Source organism: Streptomyces sp. NPDC088350 (assembly GCF_044753545.1).
Lineage (GTDB): Bacteria > Actinomycetota > Actinomycetes > Streptomycetales > Streptomycetaceae > Streptomyces.
On sequence record NZ_JBIVNL010000017.1, the window covers coordinates 193,192 to 218,385 of the forward strand.

General features: G+C 71.8%; 24 protein-coding genes. 12 read left to right on the top strand and 12 right to left on the bottom strand.

The genetic code is table 11. The features are described from left to right. Nucleotides 1–282 precede the first annotated feature (282 nt). Nucleotides 283–2,520, bottom strand: a complete 2,238-nt coding sequence (locus tag ACIQBL_RS43250; protein ID WP_401953129.1) for a tetratricopeptide repeat protein — start codon at nucleotides 2,518–2,520, stop codon at nucleotides 283–285. Between the two features lie 483 nt (nucleotides 2,521–3,003). Beyond that, on the bottom strand, nucleotides 3,004–4,182 hold the full coding sequence (locus tag ACIQBL_RS43255; RefSeq protein WP_401953131.1) for an acyl-CoA dehydrogenase family protein: 1,179 nt from the start codon (nucleotides 4,180–4,182) through the stop codon (nucleotides 3,004–3,006). Nucleotides 4,183–4,346: 164 nt separating this feature from the next. On the opposite strand from ACIQBL_RS43255, the gene ACIQBL_RS43260 reads away from it, so the two are divergent. From ACIQBL_RS43260 to ACIQBL_RS43270, 3 genes are all read left to right on the top strand, one after another. Beyond that, nucleotides 4,347–4,481 (top strand): hypothetical protein, encoded by a 135-nt coding sequence (locus tag ACIQBL_RS43260; RefSeq protein ID WP_401953135.1) that lies wholly within the window; start codon nucleotides 4,347–4,349, stop codon nucleotides 4,479–4,481. Nucleotides 4,482–4,854: 373 nt separating this feature from the next. Further along, nucleotides 4,855–5,658, top strand: coding sequence for a polyphosphate kinase 2 (gene ppk2 / locus ACIQBL_RS43265; protein WP_401953138.1), 804 nt, complete (start codon nucleotides 4,855–4,857; stop codon nucleotides 5,656–5,658). Between the two features lie 22 nt (nucleotides 5,659–5,680). Next, the gene (locus tag ACIQBL_RS43270; RefSeq protein WP_401953141.1) at nucleotides 5,681–7,426 is read left to right on the top strand and encodes a SulP family inorganic anion transporter; all 1,746 of its coding nucleotides are present in this window, start codon (nucleotides 5,681–5,683) and stop codon (nucleotides 7,424–7,426) included. On the opposite strand, the gene ACIQBL_RS43275 is transcribed toward ACIQBL_RS43270, so the two are convergent. After that, nucleotides 7,399–8,256 (bottom strand): DUF3152 domain-containing protein, encoded by an 858-nt coding sequence (locus ACIQBL_RS43275; RefSeq protein ID WP_401953144.1) that lies wholly within the window; start codon nucleotides 8,254–8,256, stop codon nucleotides 7,399–7,401. The two genes, ACIQBL_RS43270 and ACIQBL_RS43275, sit on opposite strands and share 28 nt — an antisense overlap. A 140-nt stretch (nucleotides 8,257–8,396) precedes the next feature. Here ACIQBL_RS43275 and ACIQBL_RS43280 point away from each other — a divergent pair, with 140 nt between their 5' ends. The 7 genes from ACIQBL_RS43280 (at nucleotide 8,397) to ACIQBL_RS43310 (ending at nucleotide 15,134) form a co-directional block, all read left to right on the top strand. Then, nucleotides 8,397–9,077 carry a response regulator transcription factor gene (locus ACIQBL_RS43280; RefSeq protein ID WP_401953147.1) on the top strand — a complete coding sequence of 227 codons (681 nt, stop codon included), beginning with the start codon at nucleotides 8,397–8,399 and terminating at the stop codon, nucleotides 9,075–9,077. After that, complete coding sequence (locus tag ACIQBL_RS43285) at nucleotides 9,077–10,579, top strand: ATP-binding protein (protein ID WP_401953150.1); 1,503 nt, start codon at nucleotides 9,077–9,079, stop codon at nucleotides 10,577–10,579. The genes ACIQBL_RS43280 and ACIQBL_RS43285 overlap by 1 nt, the downstream gene beginning before the upstream one ends. Beyond that, a complete protein-coding gene (locus ACIQBL_RS43290) occupies nucleotides 10,576–11,139 on the top strand; it encodes a hypothetical protein (RefSeq protein WP_401953153.1) in 564 nt (187 codons plus the stop codon). Before ACIQBL_RS43285 ends, ACIQBL_RS43290 begins: the two co-directional genes overlap by 4 nt. Nucleotides 11,140–11,435: 296 nt before the next feature. After that, a complete protein-coding gene (locus ACIQBL_RS43295) occupies nucleotides 11,436–12,008 on the top strand; it encodes a dihydrofolate reductase family protein (RefSeq protein ID WP_401953155.1) in 573 nt (190 codons plus the stop codon). A 43-nt stretch (nucleotides 12,009–12,051) separates the two neighbouring features. Further along, complete coding sequence (locus tag ACIQBL_RS43300; RefSeq protein WP_401953158.1) at nucleotides 12,052–12,507, top strand: RpiB/LacA/LacB family sugar-phosphate isomerase; 456 nt, start codon at nucleotides 12,052–12,054, stop codon at nucleotides 12,505–12,507. 160 nt (nucleotides 12,508–12,667) lie between these two features. Further along, on the top strand, nucleotides 12,668–14,062 hold the full coding sequence (locus ACIQBL_RS43305; RefSeq protein ID WP_401953210.1) for a hypothetical protein: 1,395 nt from the start codon (nucleotides 12,668–12,670) through the stop codon (nucleotides 14,060–14,062). Between the two features lie 142 nt (nucleotides 14,063–14,204). Beyond that, entirely contained in the window at nucleotides 14,205–15,134 is a 930-nt protein-coding gene (locus tag ACIQBL_RS43310; protein WP_401953161.1) for an anti-sigma factor RsbA family regulatory protein, read from the top strand. A 7-nt stretch (nucleotides 15,135–15,141) separates the two neighbouring features. Here the strand turns inward: ACIQBL_RS43310 and ACIQBL_RS43315 are convergent, their stop codons facing one another. The 9 genes from ACIQBL_RS43315 to ACIQBL_RS43355 all read right to left on the bottom strand — a co-directional run bounded on the left by ACIQBL_RS43315 (nucleotide 15,142) and on the right by ACIQBL_RS43355 (nucleotide 22,931). After that, nucleotides 15,142–15,504, bottom strand: a complete 363-nt coding sequence (locus tag ACIQBL_RS43315) for an STAS domain-containing protein (protein ID WP_401953164.1) — start codon at nucleotides 15,502–15,504, stop codon at nucleotides 15,142–15,144. Then, on the bottom strand, nucleotides 15,501–16,766 hold the full coding sequence (locus ACIQBL_RS43320; RefSeq protein ID WP_401953167.1) for a PP2C family protein-serine/threonine phosphatase: 1,266 nt from the start codon (nucleotides 16,764–16,766) through the stop codon (nucleotides 15,501–15,503). Before ACIQBL_RS43320 ends, ACIQBL_RS43315 begins: the two co-directional genes overlap by 4 nt. Next, entirely contained in the window at nucleotides 16,766–17,575 is an 810-nt protein-coding gene (locus ACIQBL_RS43325; RefSeq protein ID WP_401953170.1) for an alpha/beta fold hydrolase, read from the bottom strand. Before ACIQBL_RS43325 ends, ACIQBL_RS43320 begins: the two co-directional genes overlap by 1 nt. Before the next feature lie 70 nt (nucleotides 17,576–17,645). Continuing rightward, nucleotides 17,646–18,077 carry a hypothetical protein gene (locus ACIQBL_RS43330; RefSeq protein WP_401953172.1) on the bottom strand — a complete coding sequence of 144 codons (432 nt, stop codon included), beginning with the start codon at nucleotides 18,075–18,077 and terminating at the stop codon, nucleotides 17,646–17,648. A gap of 36 nt (nucleotides 18,078–18,113) precedes the next feature. After that, nucleotides 18,114–18,974, bottom strand: a complete 861-nt coding sequence (locus tag ACIQBL_RS43335) for an RNA polymerase sigma factor SigF (protein ID WP_401953213.1) — start codon at nucleotides 18,972–18,974, stop codon at nucleotides 18,114–18,116. A 162-nt stretch (nucleotides 18,975–19,136) separates the two neighbouring features. Then, a complete protein-coding gene (locus ACIQBL_RS43340; protein WP_401953175.1) occupies nucleotides 19,137–19,991 on the bottom strand; it encodes a DUF1206 domain-containing protein in 855 nt (284 codons plus the stop codon). Between the two features lie 160 nt (nucleotides 19,992–20,151). Beyond that, nucleotides 20,152–20,934, bottom strand: coding sequence for a polysaccharide deacetylase family protein (locus ACIQBL_RS43345; protein ID WP_401953178.1), 783 nt, complete (start codon nucleotides 20,932–20,934; stop codon nucleotides 20,152–20,154). 42 nt (nucleotides 20,935–20,976) lie between these two features. After that, complete coding sequence (locus ACIQBL_RS43350; RefSeq protein WP_401953180.1) at nucleotides 20,977–21,990, bottom strand: ABC transporter permease; 1,014 nt, start codon at nucleotides 21,988–21,990, stop codon at nucleotides 20,977–20,979. Beyond that, nucleotides 21,987–22,931 (bottom strand): ABC transporter ATP-binding protein, encoded by a 945-nt coding sequence (locus tag ACIQBL_RS43355; protein WP_401953183.1) that lies wholly within the window; start codon nucleotides 22,929–22,931, stop codon nucleotides 21,987–21,989. Before ACIQBL_RS43355 ends, ACIQBL_RS43350 begins: the two co-directional genes overlap by 4 nt. Before the next feature lie 134 nt (nucleotides 22,932–23,065). On the opposite strand from ACIQBL_RS43355, the gene ACIQBL_RS43360 reads away from it, so the two are divergent. Further along, nucleotides 23,066–24,259: a sensor histidine kinase gene (locus tag ACIQBL_RS43360; protein ID WP_401953186.1), complete on the top strand. Its 1,194-nt coding sequence runs from the start codon at nucleotides 23,066–23,068 to the stop codon at nucleotides 24,257–24,259. After that, a complete protein-coding gene (locus tag ACIQBL_RS43365) occupies nucleotides 24,256–24,918 on the top strand; it encodes a response regulator (RefSeq protein WP_401953189.1) in 663 nt (220 codons plus the stop codon). The genes ACIQBL_RS43360 and ACIQBL_RS43365 overlap by 4 nt, the downstream gene beginning before the upstream one ends. Nucleotides 24,919–25,194: the final 276 nt, after the last annotated feature.

Below are 25,194 nucleotides of genomic sequence, written 5' to 3' on the forward strand. Positions count from 1 at the left end.
GTCCTCCGGGGCGGGGGGCGATTGCCGATGCCGATGGCAGGCGCGGCCGACCCCATCCGCAGAAAGACGCGGGCGCACTGCCGTCAGCACCCACGGGCGCCAAGGGCAGCCCCGGCCACCAGCGGCTCCCAGGCGCCCGCCTCCAAGGCCGCGGTCGCAGAAGCGGCTACGGCCGACGGCAGGCACGGGCGCGCTGTCGTCGGCGCCCGCGGATCCATGGGGATGGTGCCGGTGCCCTGTGCCTCCGCGGCGTCGACGTTGGGGGGGAGGCGGCCCCGGCCGTCAGTGGCTCCCCGGTGCCCGCCCCTGCCGTAGCACTGCCACCCGGCGGTACAGCTCGACCGCCTCGGCGCCCCGGCCGAGCTGTTCCAGGCAGTGGGCCTCGTCGTTGCGGCTGGCGAGGGTGTCGGGGTGGTCGGGGCCGAGGACGCGCTCGCGGGCGGCGGCCACCCGGCGGTACTCGGTGAGGGCGTCGGCCCAGCGGCCCAGCCAGCCCAGGCCCACGGCGACCTCGCGGCGGCTGACCAGGGTGTCGGGGTGGTCGGCGCCGAGGACGCGCTCGCGGATGGCGCACACGTCGCGGGACTCGGCGAGGGCCTCCTCCCAGCGGCCGAGGCGGCCGAGGTTGACGCCGAGGCCGTGCCGGGCGCGGAGGGTCTCGGGATGGGCGGGGCCGTGGACGCGGGTGCGGTCGTCGATCAGGTCGCGGTACAGCTTGAGGGCGTCGGCGCTGCGGCCGAGCCTGCCGAGGCTGATGCCGATCTCGTAGCGGGCGGCGAGGGTGTCCGCGTGGTCCGGGCCGAGTGCCTTGGCGCGGGCCTCGGCGACCTCGCCGTAGGTCTGCAGGGCCTCGGGCCAGCGGCCCAACTGGCCGAGCGCGTACGCCACTTCGTAGCGGGTGACCAGAGTGTCGGGGTGGCCGGGGCCCAGCACGCGGGCGCGGGCGGCGGCGACCTCGCAGGCCATGCGGTACGAGTCCTCCAGGCGGCCGAGCCTGCTGAGGTTGAAGGCGAGGTTGTGGCGGCAGCGCAGGGTGTCCGGGTGGTCGGGGCCCATGGTGCGTTCCCGGGCGGCGAGTACGGAGGTGTACACCTGGTGTGCGTCGAAATGCCGACCCAACTGGCCCAGGACGTACGCCATTTCCTGCCGGGCGGCGAGCGTGTCGGCATGGTCGGCACCCAACGCCCGCTCTCTGACGCGGGCGACGTGCGTGTACTCGCGCAGGGCGTCGGCGGCGCGGCCGGTGCGGCTGAGGGTGAAGCCGAGTTCGTAGCGGCTGGCGAGGGTGTCGGGGTGGTCCGGGCCCAGGAGGTGTCCTCGTTCGGCGGCGACCGCGCGGTGCACCTCGCCGGCCTCCGCCCAGCGGCCGAGCCGGCCCAGGCTCAGGCCCGCGTTGTGGCGCCCGGCAAGGGAGTTGAGGACCTCCGGGGGCGGGGCGGACGGGTTCTCCGGCGCCAGTTCCTCGGGGTGGCCGGTGGCCGGGCGGGCGATCCACTCACCGGTGAGTCCGGCTCCGGCGTCCGGTGGTGTGGTGCGCAGTCCGGCGCCGGTCGCCTTGTGTCCGGTGGTCATACCGCGCGTCCAGGAGGGCAGGCGAGGCTCGCGGGACACCGGTTCCGGCGGGCGCAGTTGGGGCTGCGGGGTGACAACTGTCGGCACGTACAGGGGTGTCGTACGGCCCATGGTGATGCGGCGGCCCAACTCGCGGGCGTCGTGCGGGCGTTGTTCGGGGAGCTTGGCCAGCAGGTCGAGAATGACCTTCTCCAGGTACTCGGGCAGTTCGGCACGCCGGGTCCGGGGCGGACGGGGCGGGGTGTCGCGGTGGCCGATGAGTATGGCCCAGGCGTCGCCCAGGTCGAACGGCGGTGCCCCGGTGGCGAGTTCGTACAGCACGCAGCCGAAGGAGTAGAGGTCGCTGCGCTGGTCGACCTCGGTGCCGCTGATCTGTTCCGGTGACATGTAGTGCGGGGTGCCCATCGCGATGCCGGTGCCGGTCAGCCGGGAGGTGAAGCCGATGTCGGCGCCGAGTCGGGCGATGCCGAAGTCGCAGATCTTCACCGTGCCGTCGGTCAGCCGCATGATGTTCGCGGGCTTCAAGTCCCGGTGCACGATGCCCTGTTGGTGGGTGTAGGCGAGGGCGGAGGCGACCTGCTCGGCGATGTCGACGACGTCACCGACGGGGAGGGGCCGCTGTTGGTTGTCCTCCAGGAGCTGGCAGAGGTTGCGGCCGTCGAGCAGCTCCATCACCAGGTAGAGGACGCCCTCGGACTCGCCGAAGTCGTGGACGACGGTCACCCCGCGGTGCTGGAGCGCGGCGGCCACCCGGGCCTCGCGCCGGAACCGCTCGCGCAGGACGCGGGTGAACGACTGGTCGTGGTGCGGGCCCAGCGGCTTGAGGCACTTCACGGCGACATGCCGCCCCAGCGACTCGTCCCGCGCGCGCCACACCTCGCCCATGCCACCGCGCCCGATCAGTTCGAGCAGCCGGTAGCGGCCCTGGATCAGCCTGCTGTCCCCCATCTCCCGCGATCGCCCCCGTCAGTGTTCGTCCCGCCCTCCCCTGGCTCGTCCAGTATGGCGAGCGATCGTCCGACTTTGTACGGGGCCGCGCACGAGCCGGGGCCGAGCCGTGACACGGGGCCCGGGACGCGCCCGGGCGGGAACGCGGCGCAACAGGATGCTTGTGGCGTGCAGTTGCCGGGTGACGGTCGCGGGGCGCGGGCATCGGTCCGCCGTACAGCCACGCGGGCGTACGACGGCAGGGTGGCGTACGCCGGATGCGCCATGCGCCGCCGGAACGCCTCGCGCGCCGGGGTGAGGTAGGCGTGCGTCGACGGACGGAGCAGGAGGTCGTCCACTTCGCGTGCCGCTCCCCGCACCCGAGCTTCCGTCTCCGGAGGCCGCTCCCCGCACCCGAACTCCCGTCTCCGGAGGCCGCTCCCCGCACCCGAACTCCCGCCTTCTCAGGCCGCTCCCCCGCCCCCTGACTCCCGCCTTCGCGGGCTAACGCCGCACCCTCGGCATCCCCAGCCCGATCCACGAGATGATCTCCCGCTGGATCTCGTTGTTGCCGCCGCCGAAGGTGAAGATGACGGCGGAGCGGTAGCCGCGTTCCAGTTCGCCGTGCAGGACGGCGCTCGCGGAGCCCTCCTTCAGGGCGCCGGCCGCGGCGGTGATCTCCATGAGCCAGGCGTAGGCGTCACGGCGGGCCTCGGAGCCGTAGACCTTGACGGCGGAGGCGTCCTGGGGGGTGAGGGTGCCTTCCTGGACGGCGTTCACCATCTGCCAGTTGAGGAGTTTCATCGCGTCGAGCCTCGCATGGGTGCGGGCGAGGAGGCGGCGGACCCAGGGGAGGTCGACGACGCGGCGGCCGTCGGCGAGTTTGGTCTCCATGGCCCAGTGCTGGACGTCGTGCAGGGCGCGGATCGCCATCGTGCCGTGGGCGGCGAGGGTGACGCGTTCGTGGTTGAGCTGGTTGGTGATCAGGCGCCAGCCTTGGTTCTCCTTGCCGACGCGGCGGGTGACGGGGACGCGGATGTTCTCGTAGTAGCTCGCGGTGGTGTCGTGGGAGGCGAGGGTGTTGATCACCGTGCAGGAGTAGCCGGGGTCCGTGGTCGGCACCAGGAGCATGGTGATGCCCTTGTGCGGCGGGGCCCCGGGGTCGGTGCGGACGGCGAGCCAGACCCAGTCGGCGGTGTCGCCGTTGGTGGTCCAGATCTTCTGCCCGTCGACGACGTACTCGTCACCGTCCCGCACCGCCCGCGTCTTCAAGGCGGCCAGATCCGTGCCGGCCTCGGGTTCGCTGTAGCCGATCGCGAAGTCGATCTCGCCTGCGAGGATCTTCGGGAGGAAGTACGCCTTCTGTTCGTCCGTGCCGAACTGCATGATCGTCGGGCCGACGGTGTTGAGGGCCATCAGCGGCAGCGGTACGCCCGCCTGCGCGGCCTCGTCGAAGAAGATGAACTGCTCCATCGGCGTCAGCCCGCGCCCCCCGAACTCCTCGGGCCAGCCGACACCGAGCCAGCCGTCCGTGCCGAGCCGGCGGATCGTCTCGCGGTAGAAGCGTTTCTGGGCGGCCGGGTCGGCGTAGCGGGAGTAGGCGTGGTCGGGCACCAACTCGGCGAAGTAGGCGCGCAGTTCGGTACGCAGCCGCTGCTGCTCGGGCGTGTATTCGAGATGCACGGCGCCTCCAGGCTCCCCAAGGCCGGTCCTGACGGCGCACACCGTAGAACGTGTTCCAGAAATTGGGAATGGCGAGGGGGCGATGCCAGGTGACGCGTGTGACGTCGACCGGAAGTCGACCCTTCCGATTCCGCGCCGGGGTCGATGGAGCTCAGCCGGGGTCGATGGAGCTCATGCGCCACTCCATCGGCAACACCGTCGACGGCTTCGAGCTGGATCCGGATCGGATCCTCGCCCCGGACCTCGGGCGGCACCGCTTCGTCGTCCCGCTGGACTCCGATGCGAGCCGGGGTCCCTAGTCGGTCCACATGGTCGGGGTCGGCGAGGACGGTCGGTCCTCTCCCCTCGGCGGGTTCTGGACCTGGTAGCGAGGGCCGCGCCGATCCGGAGTGGCCGACCGTCCAAGGGGTACGGCCCCGAAAGGGCCCGGCTGTCCATCAGTTCAACGTGGCCACGAACTCCTCGCACGCCCGCGCACCCGCCCGGCAGGCGGACGAGTTCCCGCTGGGTCGTCATCGCTGTCACGGAGTCCGGATCGCCGCCGGCGCCCGCCGCAAACCCGGTACGGCGGGCGTCCGGGGTGCGCGGGATCCCGGCGGTCAGTACGGTGCTGTCCAGGTGTTCGACCTTGGACACGAGGAACCGCGCACGTCATCGAGGGGTTGAGGCGGCATGGCCGGCAAGAAGGCGGCAAAGCTGCCGCGCGGGACGTACGAGACCGAACTGCTGCGTCTGCAGACGGAGTTGGTGAAGCTCCAGGAGTGGGTGCGGGCCGAGGGCACCCGGCTGGTGATCGTGTTCGAGGGCCGGGACGCGGCGGGCAAGGGCGGCACCATCAAGCGGGTGTCGGAGCATCTCAACCCGCGTGTCGCCCGGATCGCCGCGCTGCCGAAGCCGACCGACCGGCAGCGCACCCAGTGGTACTTCCAGCGGTACGTCGAGCATCTGCCGGCCGCCGGGGAGATCGTGCTGTTCGACCGCTCCTGGTACAACCGGGCCGGTGTCGAGCGGGTGATGGGCTTCTGCTCCAAGGAGGAGTACCAGCTGTTCCTGCGCCAGTGCCCGATCTTCGAGCGGATGCTCGTGGAGGACGGGATCGTGCTGCGCAAGTACTGGTTCTCGGTGAGCGACGCCGTGCAGCAGGACCGGTTCCGGCGCCGGCTGGAGGACCCGCTGCGGCGCTGGAAGCTCTCGCCGATGGACCTGGAGTCCATCACCCACTGGGAGGACTACTCGCGGGCCAAGGACGAGATGCTGGTGCACACCGACATCTCGGAGGCCCCGTGGTACGTCGTCGAGAGCGACGACAAGCGCAAGGCCCGCCTGAACATGATCGCCCACCTGCTCGGCTCCCTCCCCTACCACGAGGTGTCCCCGCCGGTCCTCGAACTCCCGCCCCGCCCGCCGTCCACCGGCTACGAACGCCCGCCCCGCGATCTGCAGACCTACGTCCCGGACCACGCGGCGAGCCTCTGAGCCGGTCACGCCAAGGAGCCCCATGACGACCGACAGGCCGGGCGGGCGTGCCTCGGGGTGGCGGCGGCTGACGCCCGGGATCGCCGCGCTGGCCGGATACCGGCGTTCCTGGCTGCGCGGCGACCTGCTGGCGGGTGTCACCGTGGCCGCGTACCTCGTCCCGCAGGTGATGGCGTACGCCGGGGTGGCCGGGCTGCCGCCGGTCGCCGGGCTGTGGGCGATCCTGCCCGCGCTCGCCCTGTACGCCGTGCTGGGCTCCTCGCGGCTACTCTCGGTCGGCCCCGAGTCGACGACCGCCCTGATGACGGCGACGGTCGTGGGCCCGCTCGCCGCGGGCGACCCGTCCCGCTACGCCACCCTCGCCGCCGCCCTCGCGGTCACGGTCGGTCTGCTGTGCCTCGCCGCGTGGACGGTACGGCTGGGCTTCGTCGCCGACCTCTTCTCCCGCCCGGTGCTGATCGGCTATCTCGCGGGCGTGGCCCTGATCATGATCGTGGACCAACTGCCCAAACTCACCGGCGTACCGACGACGGGCACAGCGTTCTTCCCCCAACTCTGGTCCTTCCTAAGGCACTTGGGCCACCTCCACGCGCCCACGCTCGTGTTCGCGGCCATCCTGCTCGCGTTCCTGTTCACGGTGGCGCGCGCATCCCGGACGGTGCCCGGCCCCCTCCTTGCCGTGGTGCTGGGCACGGCGGCCGTGGTCCTCCTCGACCTCGACGACCGGTACGGCATCAAGGTGATCGGCCACGTCCCGGCGGGACTTCCCTCGGTCGGCCTGCCGGACCTCACCGAACTCCCCCACCTGGTGCTGCCCGCACTCGGTGTCCTGCTGGTCGCCTACACCGACTTCGTCCTCACCGCGCGCGCCTTCACCGGCGGCGACGAGGACGACGGGCCCGGTCTCGACGCCGACCAGGAGTTCCTTGCGCTGGGCGCGGCCAACCTCGGCGCCGGCCTGCTCCACGGCTTCCCGGTGAGCAGCAGCGCCAGCCGCACCGCCCTGGCCTCCTCGACGGGCGCCCGCAGCCAGGCGTACTCCCTGGTCGCCGGAGCGGTCGTCCTGGCCGTCCTCCTCTTCCTGAGCCCCCTGCTCTCCCGCACCCCCTCGGCGGTCCTCGGCGCCCTCGTCGTCTACGCGGCCGTCCGCATGATCGACCTCGCCGGCTTCCACCGCCTGGCCGCCTTCCGCCGCCGCGAACTCCTGCTGGCACTCGGCTGCTTGACCGGGGTGCTGACCCTGGACATCCTCTACGGCGTGATCGTCGCCGTGGGCCTGTCGGTGGCCGAACTCCTCACCCGGGTGGCCCGCCCGCACGACGCCGTCGAGGGTCTGGTCCCCGGCATGGCCGGCATGCACGACGTGGACGACTTCCCGCAGGCCCGCACGGTCCCCGGTCTGCTCGTCTACCGCTACGACTCGCCGCTCTTCTTCGCCAACGCGGAGGACTTCCGCCGGCGCGCCCTGGCCGCCGTCGCCCAACAGGCCGTCCCGGTGCGGTGGTTCGTGCTCAACACCGAGGCCAATGTGGAGGTGGACATCACCGCCCTGGACGCGGTCGACGAACTCCGCCGCGAACTCGCCCACCGGGGCGTCGTGTTCGCCCTGGCCCGGGTGAAGCAGGACCTCCTCGACGACCTGGAGGCGTACGGGCTGGTCGACTCGGTCGGCACGGACCACATCTTCCCGACGCTGCCGACGGCCGTGGCCGCGTACCGGAGTTGGAGCGGCACGCCGGGTCAGGGAACGGCGGGGCCGGTGATGTAGTTCCCGTTCTCGTCGTAGGGCCACACGTTGGGCACGCAGCCGTGCATGCCCTTGATCTGCTGCATCATCGCGGGGGCCGGCTGTCCCGGGCCCGGGCAGCCGACGTGGCCGTGGCCCAGGAAGTGGCCGACCTCGTGGTTGATGATCAGCGCGCGGTAGGCGGTGACGTCCTTGGCGTAGACGGGGGTGGCGAGCAGCCAGCGGCGGAGGTTGACCATCACGTTCCTGTCGACACTGCAGTTGACCTCGCCGCCGGTGTCCAGCCCGTACTGTCCGCAGATCGTGTCCACGGTGCCGGGGGTCGCGACCCGTACGACGAAGTCGGTGGCGCCGCTCGACACCCGCTGGAACGCCGAGTGCCCGTCGGCCGTCCAGCCGCGCCGGTCGCCGAGGACGCGCTCCACCTGCGCGGCGACCCCGGCGGCGGACAGGTCGAGGCCGGTCTCGACGTCGACCCGGTAGCGCAGGACCGTCCCCTTTCCGACCCTGGCGCCCGTGCCGGGCGCGGTGGTGAAGGTGCCGGGTCCCGTGGCCGGGATGTCGGGTTTCCGGGGCGCCGCGGGGGAACTGGCGGACGGGCGGGGCGAGGCCTTGGCGGTGTCGGTCGGCCGGATGGTGGTGCGCTCGGCGGGTTCGGTGGATTCGGTGGATTCCGTGGGTTCGGTCCGGACCTGGGCGTGCGTGCCGCCCGCGTCGGGGGTCCTCCAGCCCTCGGCCGCGAACCCCGTGACACCCAGTGCGGCGAGCGCCGCCAGACCTGCCCACAGCCGCCCGCGTGCGGGGGCACGGCGACGGCGACGGCGTGCGGAAGTTGCTTTGTGCGCGGTCATGGTTGTTCAGGTTGTGATCGGAATGTGATCGAACCTGGCCCGAACGATAACGAACGGATAACATCACGCCTGGTGCAGGTTTATGTGATCATCCGGTAACAGTTCGACAATCCTGTGGAGTGCGTACGGATACTGACCGCATGCCACGCGTTCTGCTGATCGAAGACGACCGGGCGGTGCGGGAGGGCGTCGCCCTGGCCCTGCGCCGCCAGAGCCACGAGGTCTCCGCCGCCGAGACCGGGGAGAACGGGCTGGAGCGGCTGCGGTCCTTCCGGCCGGACGTCGTGGTGCTGGACCTGATGCTGCCCGGCATGCCCGGCCTCGACGTGTGCCGCGGGATGCGCGCACTCGACCCGACCCTGCCGATCATCATGGCGACCGCCCGGGGCGACGACGAGGACATCGTCGTAGGACTGGAGGCCGGAGCCGACGACTACGTGGTCAAGCCCGTGCAGGCCCGGGTGCTGGAGGCGCGCATCCGTGCCGTCCTGCGCCGGTCTGCCGGGGCACCCGCGGGCGGCGGGATACCGAAGATCGACAGCTACGGGGACCTGACCGTCGACCGGGCCGGGCTGTCGGTGACCCTGCACGGGACGCCCGTCGCGCTCGCCCCCTCCGAACTGCGGCTCCTGCTCACCCTGTCCGCGGCGCCCGGTCAGGTGTTCAGCAGACAGCAACTCCTGGAAGCCGTATGGGAACACAGCTACCACGGGGACGCTCGCCTGGTGGACGCGTGCGTCAAGCGGCTGCGCGCCAAGCTGGGCGAGGCCCACTACATCCAGACCGTGCGCGGTTTCGGCTACCGGTTCGCCGCCCGGTGATGCCCTTGCCCAGAGCCCCGCACCTGCGCAGCCTGCGGACCCGGCTGGTCGTGGCGTTCGCGCTCGTCGCCGCGCTCACCGCCCTGACGACCGGCGCGCTGACCTTCCGCGAGGCGCGCACCGGCGTGCTCCAGCAGAGCCAGGACGCGGTGATCACGCTGATGCGCAGCCAGACCGACCGACTCGCCCCAGAACTGAACTTCCCACCGGACGAGGCGGACCTGCGGCGGTTCGCGACGGACCTGGCGGCGGTCCAGCCGTCCGGCGCCTGGCGCGTCCTGGTCACCTACGGCGCGCTGCGCGCGACCTCCGTCCCCGACGACCCGTTCGAGGAGCTGACGTCCACGGTGCGCGAGGCCGTGGACTCCCGCTCCGCCACCGTCTTCCAACGCGTGGACAACGGCGGCAGGACCTCGCTCGTCGTCGGCATGTCCGTCGCCTTCGGCGGAAGCGGTACGTCGGCGCTGGAACTCTCCGGGGTCCAGGTGTTCCTGACCGTGCCCCAGACCACGGAACAGGCCTACGTCGACGCCCTCGTCAGCGCGGTCGAACGCGCCGCGCTGCCCGCGCTGGCCCTCGCCGTACTGCTGGCGCTGCTCGCCGCGCGCGGGGTCCTGCGGCCGGTACGGGCACTGCGCAGCGCCACCCGCAGCATCGCCGAGGGACGGCTGGACACCCGGCTCGCCGTCAACGGGTCCGACGAACTCGCCGATCTCTCCCACACGTTCAACGAGACGGCCGCGGCTCTGGAGGGGTCGGTGGCGGAGCTGCGCGGCATGGAGGCCCGGGCCCGTCGTTTCGCCGCGGACGTCTCGCACGAGCTGCGCACCCCGCTCGCCGCCATGTCGGCGGTCACCGGTGTGCTCGACGAGGACGCCGCCGGCCTGGAGCCGGACACCGCCACCGCGGTACGGCTGATCAGCGAGGAGACCGTCAAACTGGCGCGTCTGGTGGACGACTTGATGGAGATCTCCCGCTTCGACGCGGGCGCGGCGGTGCTGCACCTGGACGAGATCGACCTCGCCGAGTCGCTGCGCCGCACCCTCGCCGCCCGTGCCTGGACCGACCTGGTCGACACCGAACTGCCGCCGCCCGACACCGTGCGCGGGCGCGTCGACCCGCGCCGGCTGGACGTCGTGGTCGCGAACCTGGTCGGCAACGCGCTCCGGCACGGCGCCCGTCCGGTCCGGCTGCGGCTGTCCGAGGGCGGGCGGACCGGGGCGGGGCGCGTCGCGGTGATCGAGGTGCTGGACAGCGGGCCCGGCATCCCCGCCGGCGCGCTGCCCCATGTCTTCGAGCGGTTCTACAAGTCGGACGCCGCCCGGGTGCGGACCGAGGGCAGCGGTCTGGGGCTGGCGATCACCACGGAGAACGTCCGGGTGCACGGCGGTACCGTCCGCGCCGCGAACCGGCCGGAGGGCGGTGCCGTCTTCACCGTGGAACTCCCCCTGCGGACGGACGAGTTGCCGTCGCGGGCCGTATCGCCAGGAGGTCGTGCGTGAGGGCCGTGCGCAGGGCCGCGCTGCTGGTCGTCCCGGCGCTGTTCGCGCTCGCCTCCTGCGGGATTCCGACGACCGGCGCGGTGGAGGCGGGCGGGCCCGCGAGTGGGATCGTGCCGGGGGTGCGGGTGTATTTTTTCGTGGCGGACGGGGGCCTGGTCGGCGTCCGCCGCAGGACGACGGCACCGATCGACGTCGAGACGGCCGTGCGGGTGCTGCTCCAGGGGCCGACCCCCGCCGAACAGGACAAGCGCCTGATAACGATGCTGCCGTCGGCGGCGCGGGAGCCGGCACTCGCCGCGCCGGCGACCCCGGTCCCGGTCCCGCAGGCATCCGGCGTCTGGGACCCCGTGCGGGTGACGTCCCACGACGACCGCGTCTCGATCGAACTGTCGGTCCCCGTGAAGAGTCCGGCCGGTCTCGCGGCGGCCCAGCTCATCTGCACGGCCCTCGAAGCAGAGCGCGCCGCCCACCCGGGCGTCGCACCCCTGCCGGTGACCGTCACGGGCTACGACGGCCGCCGGATCGCGGCAACGGGGACGGACTGCCCGAGCAGGTCGTAGCGAGGGCGTCTCGCGTCGATCCGGTCCGCGCGGATCACCTCGATCGTCGTGTACTCCAGCGGAGCTTGGGCGAAGGTGCCGCGTACGCGGCGACCGTGGTCATGCCTGGAGGATCCGTGGCGACGTTCGGGCTGGTCGCGCAGTACCGCCTCAACGCGGGCCGCTGACCGCGAGCCGCACGCCCCCTCACTCACATCCCACGACGGTGCCGACAACTCTCATCGCCTTGACAATTTTTCTTGTCGGTCGGATCCTGGAGGCGTCCCGACCGCAACACCCACCCCCGAGGAACCCCGATGCGCACCCTGATCAGCACCGCCTTCATCTCCCTCGACGGCGTCATGGAGGCCCCCGGCGGCGAACCCGGCTACCGCAACTCCGGTTGGACCTTCAAGGACGTCGAGTTCCTGCCGGAGGCGTACGACATCAAGGGGCGGGAGCAGGCGGAGTCCACCGCGGTCCTGATGGGCCGGGCCAGCTACGAGGCGTTCAGCCCGGTGTGGCCGGACATGGAGGAGTTCGCGCACTACAAGTCCCTGCCGAAGTACGTCGTCTCCACCACCCTCACCGACGACAGGCTCGTCTCGAACTGGGGCGAGACCACCATCCTGCGTTCCCTCGACGAGGTCGCCGCCCTCAAGGACACCGAGGGAGGCCCGATCATCGTCCACGGGAGCGCCGCCCTCAACCACGGCCTCGCGGACGCCGGCCTGGTCGACCGCTACCACCTGCTCGTCCACCCCCTGCTGCTCGGCGCCGGAAAGCGCCTCTTCCCGGCGTCCGACAAGGACACCCAGAAGCTGAAGCTGGTCGAGCACGCCGTCTACGCCAACGGCCTGCAGCTGAACGTCCTCGACGTCGTCCGCTGATCACGGCCCGGCGGCGATTCGGGGTTCGGGTAGCCTCCGGGACATGCGGATCTCTGTTTCCTCGGACATGGACGAACCCGTGGCCCGCTCCCTCGTCGCGGAGCTGCGCGACCGGGGCCACGAGGTGGTGACGCACGGGGCGCTGCGCCCCGGGGACGACCCGCGGTGGGCGGTCTGCTCGGAGGCGGCGGCCCGTGAGGTCGCCGGCGGGACGTCGGACCAGGCGGTCGTGTGCTGCTGGACCGGTACGGGCGCGTCGATCGCCGCGAACAAGGTGCCGGGCGTACGAGCGGCCCTGTGCACGGACGCGTACACGGCGGACGGCGCACGCCGCTGGAACGACGCCAACGTCCTGGCCCTCAGCCTGCGGCTGACGTCCGAGCCGCTGCTGAAGGAGATCCTCGACGCCTGGTTCGCCGCGGCGGCCAGCGACGACGCCGACGACCGGGGGAACGTGGCCCGCATCGGACGACTCGACCTGAACAGGCCTGCTCCGTAGCGGAGTTCGGGCAGTGCGCGCAGCCTCGCCCCGGCGGGCGTCCGGGACGAATTCCCATGCGCCGGCCCGCGCCACCCCATACGATCCCCTCGCCGCTCGTACGCCAGTGCGCATCCAGGCGCCGTGCTGCGGGCACCCCAACGGGAGGGATCACTTGACCATGTCCTTCGGCGCGCGTTCGCGCACCGTCCTCGCTTCTCTCGGAACTCTCGGCCTGGTACTGGCCGCCTCCGTGTCCCCCGCGAGCGCGGCCGACGCGGCACCCGTCACACCGACCCAGCTGTTCAACGGTGACCAGAGCTGCTCGACCGACTCGGACCGGCCCACCTACCTCTGGGCCGGCAACGGCCTCACCGTCGAGGGCATCCCGGAAACCACCGACACGACCAGCACCTCCCTGGTGAACGTGCGGTACCAGGTCTGGCCGGTCACCGACCCGACGCACACCACGACGGTCACCCGCGCCTACGCCCTCCCCGGATTCGAGGCCACCGCCAACCTGCCCGCCGACGCCCTTCCCGACGGGCAGACCTACGCGTGGCGGGCGCAGACCGTGGCCGGGGACACGGCCTCGGACTGGTCCGCTCCCTGTTACGTCGCGATCGACGACACACCTCCGGCGAACACTCCCGGCGTCTCCTCCTCGAACTACCCGCAGGGCGTGCGGGACCAGGGCGGAAGCCCGGTCGAGTTCACGCTGAACGCCAACGGCGACGACGACGTCACCGGGTTCGAGTACGCCTGGCAGCAGGACCTCCCGATCGCCGGTTCCGCGACCATCGGCGACCACGGCGTCCCGCGGTTCGTCGACCCGTACGACGACCCGAGACACTTCACCCGCGCCGACGCCCCCGGCGGTTCGGCCACGATCAGCCTGCTCCCGCCGAGCGGCTCCTCCGGTCCGACGACCCTCTGGGTGCGCAGCCTCGACCGGGCCTACAACGGGTCGGCGATCACCGGCTACTCGTTCCTCCTCGACTCCACGGCGCCCACCGTCACGCCGGCCGTCGCGTCGCCCGCGTTCGACAGGCCGACCAGGTTCACGTTCCGGCCCGACGCGGGCCTCCAGTCGACGAGTTCGGTCGTCGGCTATTCCGTGGAGACGATCGGCGGCCAGGGCGGCGACAAGACCATCGACGTCCCGGCGGGCCCGGACGGCACGGCGAGCGTCACGCTCACGCTGGACGGCATCTACGGCGAATCCCTCCGGGTGAGCAGCACAAGCGCGAACGGCTGGGTCACCGACGCGGCCTTCTGGGGCATCAGCTACGACACCACGCCGACCGTCGCTTCGGACGTCTATCCCGAGAACGGTTCCGGCGGCGGCGCGGGCGTTCCCGGCTCCTTCACGTTCACACCGAAGGTGAAGGGCGTCGCGAGTTACACGTACTCCGTCAACGGGGACCCGGAGGTCACGGTCGCCGCGGGCGCACACCACACGGCGAGCGTCGACTGGACCCCGGCCGCGGCCGACGACTACGACCTCACGGTCCACGCGACGACCTGCTCCGGCATCTCATTGGCGCCCTACGACTACTACTTCACCGTGAACTGAGGCCGCGCGGACACCGATCGGCACGCGGTCGCGCGACGGGTGGTGGGCACCGGCATCGGTCCGGTGCCCGCCACGCGTCGTACCACCCCCGTAGACTGCCGTCGTCCTGGGCCGGCCCGACAAGGATCGAGGTGGCGGCGCGATGAGTACGGCCACCCGCGGTGAACCGTTCGCGCATCCCGCGCTGTTCTACCGGGGCGAGGAGCAGTACACGGCCGGTACGGTGCCGTTCCTCCGGGACGGGCTGGCCGCCGGAGAGGCCGTCGCGGTCGCCGTTCCCGGTCCTCGTCTCGAACTGATCAGGGCCGGACTCGGGTCGAGCGCCGCCGAGGTGCGGTTCCTCGACATGACCGAGGTGGGCCGCAACCCGGGACGGATCATCCCCGGCGTGCTGCGGGCCTTCGCCGACACCCACTCCGGCCGCCGGGTACGGATCATCGGGGAGCCGATCTGGCCCGGCCGCACCGCCGTCGAGTACCCCGCCTGCGTCCAGCACGAGGCGCTGATCAACGCCGCGTTCGGGGACCGTGAGGCGACGATCCTGTGCCCGTACGACGCGGACCGCCTGGAGCCCGAGGTGCTCGCCGACGCCTGGGCCACCCACCCGGTCGTCATCGACGGAGACCGTGAACTGCCCAGCGGGGCCTACGATCCGTACCGGGTGATCGCCCGCTACAACGAGCCGCTCGCCTGCCCTCCGGACGCGGCCAACCTCCCCTTCGACGCGGCGGGGCTTCCCAAGGCCCGCTACTTCGCGGTCCAGGAGGCCGAGCGGCTGGGCCTGGCGGGCGCGCGACTGCAGGATCTGACCCTGGCCGTCTCGGAGTTGACCACCAACAGCGTGCTGCACGGGGGCGGATCGGGGACGCTGCGGCTCTGGGCCGAGGGCGGGCGGATCGTCTGCGAGGTCCAGGACCACGGCCGCTTGGACGATCCGCTGGCCGGCCGGCGCCCGGCGTCACGCGACCAGCCCGGCGGGCGCGGTCTCCTGCTGGTGCACTACGTCGCCGATCTCGTCCGCCTCCATACGGCGCCGGACGGCACGACCATCCGCTTCTACCTCGGCCGTTGACGACGTCTCAGGGGCGGGCCGCCGGAGGTGTCCAGGCGGCCTCGGCAGCTTGAGCGGAGGGGTGGGTGCGGAAGACCTGGTCCAGCCCGACCATCTGGAAGACACGGCTGATGCGGTCGGGGACCGCTGCCAGCGCGATGTCCGCCCGGGCGGCGAGGGCGTGGTTGCGGGCCGCGAGCAGGGCGGTGATGCCGCTGGAGTCGCAGAACGTGACACCGGTCAGGTCGACGACGAGTTGCTGGCCGTCCTGGAGCGCCAGCGCGGGCAGGAGATCGCGCACCTGGGAGGAGCTGTCGTAGTCGAGTTCTCCGGTGAGTTCGACGACGGGCCCCGCGGGGGTGGTCCGGGTGTGGACGGCGAGTCGGGTCACGGCTGCTCTTCGCTGGTCGGTCGGGGCACGTTGATGGCGAGGACGGCGGTGTCGTCGTCGACGCCGGTGCCGAAGGTGTCGAGCAGGTCGCGGATCGCGGCGACGGCGGCGGAGGCGGTGGTGGGTGCCAGGGCGCGTGCGAAGTCGAGGAGGGCTTCGTCGCCGTAGCGGTCGCCGTCGCCGTTCCGGGCCGGACGGGCCTCGGTCAGTCCGTCCGTGTGGAGCAGCAGGGTGTCGCCCGCCGCCAGGTGGACGGTGGCGGTGGCGATGTGGGCGTCGGGCAGGACGCCGATGAGCTGTCCGCCCGGGGTGTGCAGGTGGTCGGCGCTGCCGTCGGCGCGCAGCAGGAGGGCCGGCGGGTGGCCGCCGCTGGCCAGGGTGATACGGAAGCCGCCGCGGTCGCCCTCGGGGGTGAGCAGCCCGAAGACGACGGTGCAGAACCGCGGGTCGTGACCGTTGTACTCGTGGCTGAGGACGGTGTTGAGGTTGCTCAGGACGGCGGCCGGGTCGGGGTCGTAGACGGCGGCGGCGCGCAGGGTGTAGCGGGCGAGCGAGGTGACGGCCGCCGCCGCGGCGCCCTTGCCGCACACGTCCCCGAGGAACAGCCCCCAGGCCCCGGCGGAGAGCGGGAAGAGGTCGTAGAAGTCGCCGCCGACCATGTCGGTGGAGGCGACGTGGTAGTGCGCGGCGACGTCAAGTCCGGGGACATTCACGAGAGTCGGGGGCAGGAGGGTCTGCTGGAGGGTGGCGTTGAGGCGCTTGAGTTCCTCGCGTTCGAGTTCCGCCTCCTTCCGGGCGCGCAGCAGTTCCGTCTCGTAGGCGCGGCGGTCGCGGGCGTCGAAGATCGTGGTGCGGATCAGCAACGGCTGCCCGTCGCCGCCGGTCTTGACCGTGGAGGTGACCAGTACGGGGAGGCGGCTGCCGTCGGTCGCCTTCAGTTCGAGGGCGATCCCGCTGACCTCGCCCTGCATGCGCAGCAGCGGGCCGAGGTGGGTCTCGTGGTAGAGGCGGCCTCCTACGGTCAGCAGGTCGGAGAAGGTCCTGCGGCCCACCAGGTCGCCGCGGTCGTGGCCGAGCCAGTCGAGCAGGGTCTTGTTGATCTTCGCGATCGTGCCGTCGAGCAGGGTGGAGAGATAGCCGCACGGCGCGTGTTCGTACAGGTCCTCGGCGCTGTCCTCCAGGAGCGCGGAGAACGCCGCGTGGTCCTCGCCGGGCTGCTTCCCGGGGCGTCGGTGCTCGCCGCTCTCGCTGTCGCTGTCCATCAACGCGTGGCCGCCACGAAGTCGGTGATCGCGGCGGCCGTCTCCTCCGGTGCGGCGAGCTGGGGGCAGTGCCCGGTCGCGTTCAGGGTGACCAGTCGGCTGCCCGGGATCCGGGACCGGACGAAGGCTCCGACCTCCGGGGGCGCGATCGCGTCGACGGAGCACTGGGCGACCAGGGTGGGCACGGTGACGGCGGCGAGGTCCTCGCGGTTGTCGGAGAGGAAGGTGACACGGGCGAAGACACGGGCGATGTCCGGGTCGGTGCGGCAGAAGCTGTTGGTCAGCTCCTCCCCCAGTTCCGGGCGCTCGGGGTTGCCCATGATCACCGGTGCCATGGCTCCCGACCAGCCCAGATAGTTCGCGTCCAGCGACTCCAGCAGCTCGTCGATGTCCTCGGCGCTGAACCCGCCGCGATAGCCGGCGGCGGGATCGTCGACGAAGCACGGTGAGGGGGCGAGCAGCACCAGACCGGTGAACGCCTTCGGCTCGCGCGCCGCGGCGAGGACGCCCATCATCGCGCTCACCGAGTGCCCCACGAAGGTCACCGGGCCGAGCGCCAGTTCGTCGCGGATCTCCAGCACGTCCTCGGTGTAGCCGTCCAGGGTGGAGTAGCGCTCCCGGGTCCAGGCCGACAGATCGGAGCGTCCGGCGCCCACGTGGTCGAAGAGCACCACGGTGCAGTCGCGTTCCAGGAGCGGTACCACCAGGCGCCACATGTGCTGGTCGCACCCGAACCCGTGGGCCAGCATCACCACCGGTCCTCCGGGCCGGCCCGACACCGTCACATGGTTCCTGCTCAGCACGCTCATGCGGCTCATCCTCACAGACCGCTTCCCTGTCCACCCGTCGTGCCCACCCTGTGGCGACCGCCCGGGACGCCTACTTCGGCCTGCCCAGGGACCAGCCGGACACGTCCGTGAGCCGGCCGCGCCACAGGGGCATGACCACCGGCCCGCCCGCCCCGGCGACGCCGGTGGCGTCACGCAGATGGATCCACTGCGGCAGCCGTCGCGGTGTGTGCCGGCCCTGCCTGTCCTCGACCACCTCGTCGACCTGCTGCGGGAACCGCTCCAGCAACTGCGCGCCGGGGCCGTCGACACCGTGCAGGCTGTCCGCCCAGCCGGTGGTCCATGCCTCGTGGGAGATCAGGTCGCCGTGGAGGAAGGAGCCGCCGACGGTGAGGGTGACGGGCAGGGCCGCCTTGGCGTCCTGGCCGATCAGCCGTACCAGCAGCTGCAGTTGGAGGTCCGGCACCGGCTCCGTGACGATCGGCGCGGAGTTCTGGTGCAGGGGATCGTGGTCGGCGCTCATCCCTGGTGGTCCTTTCGGTGCCGTGCGGGTGCGGGATCAGGCGGGCAGGAGGCCGGTGCGCAGCTTTTTGAGGGTGCGGTTGAGCAGGCGGGAGATGTGCATCTGGGACACGTGCAGTGTGCGGCCGATCTCGGCCTGGGTCAGCTCCTGGCCGAAGCGCATCTCGATGATGGTGCGTTCCCGGTCGTCGAGCTGTCGCAGCAGGGGGCCGAGCGTGTGCAGGTCCTCGAACAGTTCCAGGGCCGGGTCGGTGTCCCCCATGGTGTCCGCGTACTTGGGCGCGCTGTCGGCCTCGTCGTCCCCGCCCGGGGTGTCGATCGAGCCCGCGACATAGCCGTTCGCGGCGACCAGGCCCTCGACGACCTCGTCCTCGGTCAGTTCCAGGTGGGCGGCGAGTTCCTTCACCGTCGGGTTGCGGCCCAGCCGGGTGGCGAGGGTCTCCTTGCTCCTGGCGAGGTCGACACGGAGTTCCTGCAGACGCCGGGGGACATGCACGGCCCAGGTGGTGTCACGGAAGAAACGCTTGATCTCACCGACGATGTAGGGGATCGCGAAGGAGGTGAACTCGACCTCGCGCGACAGGTCGAACCGGTCGATGGCCTTGATCAGACCGATCGTCCCGACCTGGATCACGTCCTCCATCTCACCGCTGCCCCGGTTGCGGAAGCGCCGGGCGGCGAAGGCCACCAGGGACAGGTTCATCTCGATCAGCGTGTTCCGCGCGTACTGGTACTCCCGCGTGCCCTCCTCCAACTCCCGCAGCCGGTCCAGGAACAGCCGCGACAGCACACGGGCGTCCTTGGGGGCGACCCTGCCCCCGTCCTCGATCCACGGCAGGTCCACCACGACCTCCGGCGCTCCCGTGCGGGAAGGAGCAGTTGCTTCGAGGGCGTTCACGGAGGAAGCCACGATGCCGCCTTAGCTGGGGAACAGGTCGAACCTCGCGTGCCCCCTTCGCGCGCAAGCATGTCTGCGCGGACCTCACGATTCCGCCACCACGTGAAGATCGCGCGTTCTCACACCCCTGTTGTCTGTTCTACGACGGTTTCGGGCGCCGGTTCACAGGCGGCGCCAGCGTGCCGACGCGAAGGAGAAACCGCCGAAGAGGACCAGCCCGATCGCCACGGCGACCAGCAGCCAGGGGCCCACCGGGGTGTGCGCGAAGCTGCGCAGCGTGGCGTCCATGCCCTTGGCCTGGTGGGGGTCGAAGCGAACGGCGGCGACCAGCGCGAAGACGCCCACGCCGGCGAACACGACACCGCGCGCCATCCCGCCGCCCACCCCCAGACCGGTGACGGCCTGCCGCACCCGGCGGCTCATCCTCTCCGTCTCCAGCTTCTTCAGGAAACTCCGCATCACCGCCCGTACCGCGAGGGTCGCGCCGACCCCGATCAGGACGCAGCCCACCAGCCCCACGAGTTCCTGACCGGCCGGCAGCTTCAGCGCCGAGGCGGTCCAGTCCTGCGACTTCGCGTCACCGCCGGACGATCCACCGGTCCCGGCGGCGAAGGACGCCGTCCCCCAGCAGACGAAGCCGTAGAACACGGCCCGGCCGCCGTCGAGCAACCGTGAACCGGCCTTGCGCTTCGGCCCGTTGTCGAGGATCGCCCCGGCGCCCCGCCAGATCGTCATGCAGCCGAAGCCGACGACGAGCATCCACAGCATCACCTTCCCGAAGGGCTGCGCCGCGACCTGCTGCAACGCCCCCTGCCGGTCGGCCTCCCGGCCACCGCCGCCGGACGCGATCTGGAGGGCGAGGGCGCCGACGAGGACGTAGACGACACCGCGTGCGACGAATCCGGCGCGCCCGGAGACGGCCAGCGCCTGTTTCCCCTCGGCCTTTCCCGGTGTACGGCTCCGGTGGTTGGAACTGCCTTTGCCGAGGCCCCACTTGTGCGTATGCGACGACGTCATGATGCCTTCCTGGAACCACTGGACGAGCCGAGATGCGGGCGCACGGTTCGCGTCCCGTACTGTCGCGTGCCCCGAGCCCGCGCTTCGATGTCCGGCGGCGGTCGGGGCCTCGGCGCAGTCGCGCAACTCCGCGGCGGGGTCGGGCACTTCCCGCACACGTTCAGGGGCGGTAGACCATCCCCGGCCGGGGCTCGGCGGGGGCGAGGAGTTGGGAGACCGTGACGATGGTGTAGCCGCGCTGCTGAAGCGCCTTGATGATGCCCGGGACGGCGGGCACGGTTCCCTTGTGGAGGTCGTGGAGGAGGATGATGCCGTCGCGGTGGGTCTGGTCGAGCACCCGCTTGGTGATCAGGGCCGAGTCGGTCGTCTCGTAGTCCTTGGCCGTGACGCTCCACAGCACCTGGGCAAGGCCCAACTCCCGGCAGATGTCGGCCACTTTGCGGTTGGTGCGGCCCTGCGGCGGGCGCATCAGGACCGGTCTGGTGCCGGTGATCCTCTCGATGGCGTCCTGGGTGCGGGTCAACTCCTCGCGGGCGTCGGCCGCGTTGATCTGGGTCAGGACCTTGTGGTTCCAGGTGTGGTTGCCGATCTCGTGTCCCTCGTCGGCGATCCGCCGGAGAATCTCCGGGTACTTGGCGATATGCCCCTTGCCCTGGACGAAGAACGTCGCGTGGAGATGGTCCCGCTTCAGGATGTCCAGCAGGCGCGGGGTCGTGGGACTGGGGCCGCCGTCGAAGGTGAGGGCGACACACTTCGCCCGGCGGCAGTCGACGGCTCCGGAGGCCACCGGTCCCGTCGCCTTGTTCCGGGCGGCGCGCGGCGAGGTGTGGTCGTACGTCGTGACCGTCAGCGCCAGCGTCACGGCCACGGCGAGGGCGGTGACCGCCGTTGCCGCGAGGGCGATGAGCAGGCGCGATCGTCGTATTCGCATGGTGAAGGGCATGGGAGACCTTATCCCTGGGGCGAGTGAGGGGAGGGCGGGGGTTCAGGACGGGCGGCGGCGGATCCACCAGAAGCAGAGGGCGGCCAGCGCTCCCGCCGACAACAGGCACAGGCCGGTCTCCGCCCACTGCAGGGGCCACAGGTGGGACGCCGGATGGAACTCGGCCCAGCGGCCCGTCCTGCCGTGCTGGGCAAGACACTTCGCGTAGTCGTCGGCCGCGTAGCAGTCGACGAGGTCCGGGACCCGTCGCCCGGTGGCGTCGGCCAGCCCCTCGTCCAGCACCCACGCGTTCGACGGAGCGGCGGAGCCGGTCGTGTGCTGGACCGTGGCCAGGGTGGCGGGCAGCAGCTGCCCCCGCACCGACTCCAGCAGGTACAGCGCGCCCGTGCTCAGGGCGACGGTCGCGCCCATCGCCAGGACGGTGCGGCGCAGGATCAGGCCCGCGGTCACGCCGATCAGCAGGGACAGCACGGACAGGCCGACCACCACGGGGCCGATCCCGTCGTACGGATACCACTGCCACCAGGGGAACCAACCACCCAGCAGGGATCCCGCAGGCTGCCACCACCAGGTCATCGCGGCGGCGATCGTCCCGCTGATCAGTACCGTCAGGACCACGGGGACGAGCAGTTTGGCCGCGAACCAGCGCGTCCGGGTGACGGACTGCGAGCAGACGGTCCGGTAGGTGCCGGACTCCAGCTCCTGTGCCAGCTGGGGGCCGCCGAGGAAGACGCCGAAGACCAACGGCAGCGCGAGCATGGCCTGGAGCGGCCTGCGCATCGGGAACAGGTATGTCTGCGTGAAGGAGTTGAGCTTGTGGGAGCAGTCCCCGGCCGGGACGGTGGTGCCCCGGCAGGCGTCGAGATGCCCCTGGGCGATGGCGGTCGTCATCTCCTGGTGCCGCACGATCGCGTACACCGCGACGGCCGCCGCGACGCCGAGGCCGATCCAGAACGCCAGCCGGTTCTGCCGCCAGACCAGCCAGGTCAGCCCGCGCAGCCGTAGTCCCCGACTCGTCGGGATCGAGGGGCGGTTGGCGATCAGGGTCCCGCTCATACCGTCACCTCGTGGTGTGCGCCGGGACGTGCGGTGGGGGTGATCAGGGGTGGTACGTCGTCCGTCCGCAGGTGGGCCAGGAGCAGTTCCTCCAGGCTTGGCAGGGCCGGCTCGGTGTCCGCCGGAAGGGGACCTCGGGGGCGGATCAGTGCCGTGGTGCGTCCGCCCGCGCTGCGGGTGTCGACGGTCACCTGGCCGGGCAGGCCGGCGAGTCGGCGGGCTTGCGCGTCGGGGGCGGAGACGGTCCGGTGGGCGCCGATGAGTTCGGCGACATCGCCGGCCAGCCGGACCCGGCCGCCGCCGACCAGCACCAGGAAGTCGCAGACGCCTTCGAGTTCGGAGACCAGGTGGGACGACATCACGACGGTCGCGCCGTGCTGGGCGGCCTCGGTCATCAGCGTGTCCATCATCTGCCGTCGGACCAGCGGGTCCAGGTCGGCCATCGGTTCGTCCAGGAGGAGCAGCCGGGGGCGCTTCCCCAGGGCCAGGGCGAAGGCGACCCGGGTGCGCTGGCCGCCGGACAGGGTGCCGACTCTGGCGTCCATCGGGATGTCCCCGGCGGCGACGACGCGTTCGGCGGTCTCCTGGTGCCAGGTCGGGTTCAGCTCACGGCCGATGCGCAGCGTCTCGGACACCCGGAAGCGCGGATAGAGCGCCTTCTCCTGGCCGAGGAAGGCGGTGTGCTGCCGGGCCTCGGCGGACCGGGCCGGGTGGCCGCCCAGCCGGACGGTGCCGGTGCTCGGTTCCAGCAGGCCGGCCGCCAGCGACAGCAGGGTGGTCTTGCCGGCGCCGTTGGGGCCGACCAGCGCGCAGATCCGTCCGGCGGGCAGCCGGAACGTGCAGTCCCGCAACGCCCAGCCGCGCCGGTAGCGCCTGCCGAGGCCGATCGCCTCCAGCGCCGGGCTCTCTCGTGGATCGGTGAGATCGGTTCTTTCGGTCATGCCGGAACGCTAGAAGCGCGGGTCCACGCCCGGCTTCGGCTCAAAGTCGGTACTCGTGTCCCGCCGCACAGACCAAAGTCTCTAGACCAAAGTCTGTGGGGAGACCATCGGCGACCGCTCTACATTTGTCGCTTGTGAGCGGTTACCGGAATGAGAAGACGATCGACCTCGGCATTGTGGTGCTGGCCCTTGTGCTGACGGCCGCCCTCTCCCTGGTCCAGGTCAGGGGCGGTCTGGCGCTGAGCCCGGTAGTGGGTTCCGGCACCTGGCCGTTCGACCGGCTGAGCTTCTCGTCGCCGCTGCTGCTCGGTTTCACCTGGGCGGTGAGCCCGGTCTCCCTGGTCGCCGTCGGGGCGCTGTGGTGGCGCAGGCGCCGGCCGACCGCGGTCGCCGTCGTGGCGATCGCAGCCGCGACGATCACCCCGGCCGTGGTGCCGTTGATCGTGGCGCTCTTCACGGTCGCCGCCCTCAGACCACCGCGCACCGTCCTCAGCGTCGCCCTGCTGGCACTGCTGCCGGTCCCGGTCCACTTCCTGACCAGTCCTTACGTCTCCGGGGTGCCGATCGCCAACACGGTGATCCTCGCCGTCCTGATCGCCGCCGCGATCGGCTGGGGTCTGTTCGTCCGCTCCCTGGGCGAGCGCACCGAACGGGCCGAGGCGGAGGCGGTGCTGCGGGCCCAACGCGCTCAGCGTGAGGCCCGGGAGGACATCGCGCGGGAGATGCACGATGTACTGGCCCACCGGCTGTCGCTGCTGAGCGTCCACGCGGGCGCGCTGGAGTTCAACGCCGGGGCGTCCCCGCAGGAGACCACCCGTGCCGCCGCCGTGATCAGGGAGAGCTCGCACCAGGCGCTGGAGGATCTTCAGGTGGTGCTCCAGGTACTGCGTTCACCGGCCGGGAACCCGGGCGCGGACGGCACCGCCCGCCCCGCGCGGACCGGCCTCGCCGAGGTGCCCGACCTGGTCAGGGAGTCGCAGGACATCGGTATGAAGGTCGACCTCGACATGAGCCGTGTCGGGGCGGGCGGTCCGCCGGGCATCGCCGGGCTCGCGGCCTACCGGATCGTCCAGGAAGGGCTCACGAACGCCAGAAAGCACGCCCCCGGTGCGCGGGTCAGGATCACGGTGGAGGGCGGACCCGGCGACGGGCTCGCCCTGGAGCTGAGCAATCCGGCCGGACGAGGTGCCGTGCGCGAGGGCATACCGGGGGCCGGACAGGGGCTGATCGGCCTCGCGGAGCGGGTCGGGCTGGCGGGCGGCACGTTCAGTCACGGCAGGGCCGGGGCGGATTACGTGCTCCGGGCCTGGCTACCCTGGTCGGCATGATCCGTGTGCTGCTCGTCGACGACGACCCGCTGGTCCGCTCAGGACTCCGGCTGATGCTCAGCGGCGCCGACGACATCGAGGTCGTGGGCGAGGCCGCGGACGGCGGCGAGGTGGTCGCCCTGGTCGAGGAGCACACCCCCGACCTGGTGCTGATGGACATCCGCATGCCCGGCGTGGACGGCCTGAAGGCGACCGAGCTGCTCCGCGCCCGCCCCGGCGCCCCGGCCGTCGTGATGCTGACGACCTTCAAGGACGACGAGCAGGTCCTCGGCGCGCTGCGCGCGGGCGCGGCCGGTTTCCTGCTGAAGCACACCCCGCCCGCCGAGATCGTCGCGGCGGTACGCAGGGTGAAGGCGGGTGAGCCGGTGCTCTCCCCCGCGGTGACCGAGCAGCTCATCGCCCGGGTCACCCAGGGCACCGGAACGGCCCCGCGACGACCGGAGACCGCCGAGGCCCGTGTCCGGCTCGACCGGCTGGGCGACCGGGAACGCGAAGTCGCCGTAGCGGTGGGACAGGGGAGGACCAACGCGGAGATCGCGGCCGAGCTGTACATGAGCCTGGCCACCGTCAAGGCCCATGTCTCCCACATCCTCACCAAGCTGGAGCACACCAACCGGGTGCAGATCGCCCTGACCGTGCACTACGCGGGGCTGGTCTGAGCGCGCGACGGTGACCGCGCCCGCCATCACGGCCACCAAGGCCCGGGCCCGTGACAGGTGCCCTCGACGGCGCCGGCCGGCCGCCGGGGGGTGGCGGCCCGCGCCCGCCGGGGGGTGGGGGGGGGGGGTGGTGGTTGTGGGGGGGGGGGGGGCGGGGGAGGGGGGGTCGGCTGGGGTCGCCGGTGAGGGGCGTGCGCATGGGCGACAGCCTTGGGGGGGGCGGGCCGCTGGTCGGGTCTGGCGCGGTCATGGGTTGCGGGGTTCTTTGATGGTGGG

Excerpts from the sequence above, each read along its gene's own strand:
- ACIQBL_RS43250 (WP_401953129.1), bottom strand. The coding sequence starts at position 2,520 with ATGGGGGACAGCAGGCTGATCCAGGGCCGCTACCGGCTGCTCGAACTG.
- ACIQBL_RS43260 (WP_401953135.1), top strand. The coding sequence starts at position 4,347 with ATGGAGCTCATGCGCCACTCCATCGGCAACACCGTCGACGGCTTCGAG.
- ppk2 (WP_401953138.1), top strand. The coding sequence starts at position 4,855 with ATGGCCGGCAAGAAGGCGGCAAAGCTGCCGCGCGGGACGTACGAGACC.
- ACIQBL_RS43270 (WP_401953141.1), top strand. The coding sequence starts at position 5,681 with ATGACGACCGACAGGCCGGGCGGGCGTGCCTCGGGGTGGCGGCGGCTG.
- ACIQBL_RS43275 (WP_401953144.1), bottom strand. The coding sequence starts at position 8,256 with ATGACCGCGCACAAAGCAACTTCCGCACGCCGTCGCCGTCGCCGTGCC.
- ACIQBL_RS43280 (WP_401953147.1), top strand. The coding sequence starts at position 8,397 with ATGCCACGCGTTCTGCTGATCGAAGACGACCGGGCGGTGCGGGAGGGC.
- ACIQBL_RS43285 (WP_401953150.1), top strand. The coding sequence starts at position 9,077 with ATGCCCTTGCCCAGAGCCCCGCACCTGCGCAGCCTGCGGACCCGGCTG.
- ACIQBL_RS43295 (WP_401953155.1), top strand. The coding sequence starts at position 11,436 with ATGCGCACCCTGATCAGCACCGCCTTCATCTCCCTCGACGGCGTCATG.
- ACIQBL_RS43300 (WP_401953158.1), top strand. The coding sequence starts at position 12,052 with ATGCGGATCTCTGTTTCCTCGGACATGGACGAACCCGTGGCCCGCTCC.
- ACIQBL_RS43305 (WP_401953210.1), top strand. The coding sequence starts at position 12,668 with ATGTCCTTCGGCGCGCGTTCGCGCACCGTCCTCGCTTCTCTCGGAACT.
- ACIQBL_RS43310 (WP_401953161.1), top strand. The coding sequence starts at position 14,205 with ATGAGTACGGCCACCCGCGGTGAACCGTTCGCGCATCCCGCGCTGTTC.
- ACIQBL_RS43320 (WP_401953167.1), bottom strand. The coding sequence starts at position 16,766 with ATGGACAGCGACAGCGAGAGCGGCGAGCACCGACGCCCCGGGAAGCAG.
- ACIQBL_RS43325 (WP_401953170.1), bottom strand. The coding sequence starts at position 17,575 with ATGAGCGTGCTGAGCAGGAACCATGTGACGGTGTCGGGCCGGCCCGGA.
- ACIQBL_RS43330 (WP_401953172.1), bottom strand. The coding sequence starts at position 18,077 with ATGAGCGCCGACCACGATCCCCTGCACCAGAACTCCGCGCCGATCGTC.
- ACIQBL_RS43340 (WP_401953175.1), bottom strand. The coding sequence starts at position 19,991 with ATGACGTCGTCGCATACGCACAAGTGGGGCCTCGGCAAAGGCAGTTCC.
- ACIQBL_RS43345 (WP_401953178.1), bottom strand. The coding sequence starts at position 20,934 with ATGCCCTTCACCATGCGAATACGACGATCGCGCCTGCTCATCGCCCTC.
- ACIQBL_RS43350 (WP_401953180.1), bottom strand. The coding sequence starts at position 21,990 with ATGAGCGGGACCCTGATCGCCAACCGCCCCTCGATCCCGACGAGTCGG.
- ACIQBL_RS43355 (WP_401953183.1), bottom strand. The coding sequence starts at position 22,931 with ATGACCGAAAGAACCGATCTCACCGATCCACGAGAGAGCCCGGCGCTG.
- ACIQBL_RS43365 (WP_401953189.1), top strand. The coding sequence starts at position 24,256 with ATGATCCGTGTGCTGCTCGTCGACGACGACCCGCTGGTCCGCTCAGGA.